Raw genomic sequence first — 2,882 nt, forward strand, 5'->3', positions numbered from 1 at the left:
CTTTTTTGCTTAAGACGCCAGTGAAAACCAGCGGCGCCAGACGAAACGCAACACGAAGAATTCGATCGCCCCGAGCAGTAAAAACCACACGCAGAACAGAATGGTGTAAAGCTGGTTAAGGTCGACCATATGAAAGGTGGTCACCAGCTTCTGCGCCAGCACCAGCCCAAGCGAGGGCGCAGGGAGCAGCAGGCACGAAAGCAGGGCCAACAATAAAATGCCGCCTGCCGTGAGCAGCGATTCTAACGGGTGTTTCATCGTAATGTTAATCGTCAGTTAAAAATGTCATTGTCCGGCATCCCGGAACGTTAAGCAATTTAAACCCGTCACCCGTTTTGTCCCTCGCCTCTTTAGGGTGTACGGTCCGCAGTCGGGTCGCTTACGGACTCGTCGCCCACAGCTCGCAGTGTTTCTGCACCAGTGAAATAAGCGATCCGCCGTCGGCGATAAAGTCGCGCATGCGCTGCGCCTCGCTCTTGCCCTGCTTTAACAGCAGAGCAATTTCATTGATTGCGCTTGTCGCGCCGAGCTTCTCGGCCGACGGCGCAACCTGCTCCAGCAGCCAGGCGATATCCTCCGCCACGGTTTTATGCTCGCCGGTATGCACATCCGTCAGAATACCTTCCAGCCCGTAGCGACAGGCCTGGAAACGGTTAAAGCGATAGAGCAGAAAATCCTTTTCCTGATGCTTATAAGGCCGCGTGGTCAGCAGCCAGTGGGATGTCGCCTGAATCAGCCCGGCGATATTAATCGCGTGGCCGAGAGTCAGCGGCGTATCCATCACCCGCACCTCTACGGTGCCAAAGTGCGGGCTGGGGCGAATGTCCCAGTGCAGATCTTTAATGCTGTCGATCATGCTGGTGGCACTCAGGCGGCGGAACAGCCCTTCGAACTCCTGCCAGCTGTTGACCCACGGCATCTGACCGTTATCCGGAAAACCCGAAAAGATATTGAGCCGCGACGAGGCAAATTTCGTGTCCGTGCCCTGCATATACGGCGATGCCGCCGCCAGGGCGATAAAGTGTGGCACAAAGCGCGACAGGCCGTGCAGCAGATAAATCGCGTCATCCCCGGTCCGACAGCCGACATGCACGTGCTGGCCGAACACCGTGGCCTGCAAAATCAGATAGCCAAAGCGCTCCAGCGTGATGTTATAGCGCTCGTCGTCGCACACCTCCTGACGTTGCCACTTCTGGAACGGATGCGTCCCGCCGCCGCAAATCTGGATGTGCTGCTCCGCCGCCGCGCGCAGGATGCTCTGCTGCATCATCGAGAACTGCGCCGCCGCCTGGTCGATGTTCTGACACACGCCGGTAGCAATTTCGAGCATGCTTTCGGTGATATCGTGCTTCACTTCCCCGCCTTTAATGTCGTCTTTGACGGCGGCAATAAGCGCGGAGGAGTCCTGGCTCAGATCGTAGCCTGGCGGATTCACCACCTGCAGTTCCAGTTCGATGCCAAGGGTATAGGGTTCAGAGGATTTGAAATCGGGTAAAGACATGGCGCACTCCGTTGTCAGTAGAGTGATGAGTATAGACAACGACGTGGCGCTCACTTTTCAGGGTGGTATAACTGTTAGCAGGCTTAGCGAAAAGGGGAGTTCACCATGTCTGACAATCCAGTGATTGCGCTACTGGGGCCTGGCGCAATTGGTACCACCATTGCCGCGGTGCTGCATGACGCGGGCCGCACGCCGCTGCTGTGCGGACGCACCGCGCATCCTGAACTGCGCTTGCGCGACGATGAGGGGGAAACGGTTGTGCCCGGTCCGGTATTAACCGATCCGACCGCCATCGCGCGCCCGGCCGATCTGGTTTTTGTGGCGGTAAAAACGACGCAAAATGCCGACAGCGCCGGATGGCTGCGCGCGCTGTGTGATGAAAACACGGTGGTCTGCGCCCTGCAAAACGGCGTTGAGCAAAAAGCCCAGCTTGAGCCGTGGGTCAACGGCGCCACGGTACTGCCGTCGGTGGTCTGGTTCCCGGCACAGCGCGAGCCGGATGCCTCCGTATGGCTGCGCGCCAGGCCGCGACTGACTCTGCCGGATGTGCCGCAGGCAAAACGGGTGGTGGATGCGCTGCAGGGGACACGCTGCGCGGTTGAACTCTCGGCAGACTTCTCAACGGTGGCCTGGCGCAAGCTGCTGCAAAACGCCGTTGCCGGGCTGATGGTGCTGGCCAACCGACGCGCCGGCATGTTCAGACGCGAGGATATCAGCGAACTGGCGCTGGCCTATCTGCGCGAGGGGCTTGCCGTCGCCCGCGCCGAAGGGGCGACGCTGGATGATGAGATCGCACAAGAGATCCTGGCGAACTTCCAGCGTGCGCCCGCGGATTTGGGCACCTCGATCCTCGCCGACCGCCAGGCGGATCGCCCGCTGGAGTGGGATATCCGCAACGGCGTGATCCAGCGCTACGGCCGCAAACACGGTATTGCGGTGCCCATCAGCGACGTGGTGGTCCCGCTGCTGGCGGCGGGGAGCGAGGGGCCGGGCTAATGGCCGCTGTTTTTGCGTTCGGTGAGGGCTGGCGTGTGGCAATAATCTGGGGATAGTCAGCCTTAAACACATATGCGAAACTTACCGCTTCTGAAAAAATGTGGTGGGACCCGCTCAATGTCAGAACAACATTCGCAGTGCCTGTTCAGTGAAGGACAGATCACCTTTCCTGAGGGTTATCAGGATCGTACCGTCAACGTCTTCGCGCCGCCTGCGGCGGATGCGCCGGCGTTCAACATCTCCCGCGACGCCCTCAACCCCGGCGAAGCGCTTGCCACGTATATCGATCGCCAGCTCGCCCTGATGGCAAAACACATCAAGGCCTGGAAGCAGGGTGAGCGCAGCGCCGCTACGCTTGGCGACAACCTTTCACAGGGTGAAATTG

4 protein-coding genes are annotated in these 2,882 nt (G+C 59.4%); 2 read left to right on the forward strand and 2 right to left on the reverse strand.

What is annotated here, in order from left to right; all coding sequences use genetic code 11:
- Positions 1-9: 9 nt before the first annotated feature.
- Entirely contained in the window at positions 10-258 is a 249-nt protein-coding gene (locus LDK53_RS22685) for a DUF1158 domain-containing protein (RefSeq protein ID WP_025759543.1), read from the reverse strand.
- A gap of 121 nt (positions 259-379) precedes the next feature.
- Positions 380-1,501 (reverse strand): YbdK family carboxylate-amine ligase, encoded by a 1,122-nt coding sequence (locus LDK53_RS22690; protein ID WP_225288139.1) that lies wholly within the window; start codon positions 1,499-1,501, stop codon positions 380-382.
- A 105-nt stretch (positions 1,502-1,606) separates the two neighbouring features.
- On the opposite strand from LDK53_RS22690, the gene LDK53_RS22695 reads away from it, so the two are divergent.
- Complete coding sequence (locus LDK53_RS22695; protein WP_225288140.1) at positions 1,607-2,497, forward strand: oxidoreductase; 891 nt, start codon at positions 1,607-1,609, stop codon at positions 2,495-2,497.
- 117 nt (positions 2,498-2,614) lie between these two features.
- Positions 2,615-2,882 (forward strand): DcrB-related protein (locus tag LDK53_RS22700; RefSeq protein ID WP_225288141.1); only part of this gene is annotated, 268 nt, incomplete at its 3' end.

The sequence above is a fragment of the Enterobacter sp. K16B genome (genome assembly GCF_020216105.1).
Classification (GTDB): Bacteria; Pseudomonadota; Gammaproteobacteria; order Enterobacterales; family Enterobacteriaceae; genus Enterobacter; species Enterobacter sichuanensis.

Coding starts and splice junctions, on each gene's coding strand:
- LDK53_RS22695 (WP_225288140.1), top strand. CDS start 1,607: ATGTCTGACAATCCAGTGATTGCGCTACTGGGGCCTGGCGCAATTGGT.
- LDK53_RS22685 (WP_025759543.1), bottom strand. CDS start 258: ATGAAACACCCGTTAGAATCGCTGCTCACGGCAGGCGGCATTTTATTG.
- LDK53_RS22690 (WP_225288139.1), bottom strand. CDS start 1,501: ATGTCTTTACCCGATTTCAAATCCTCTGAACCCTATACCCTTGGCATC.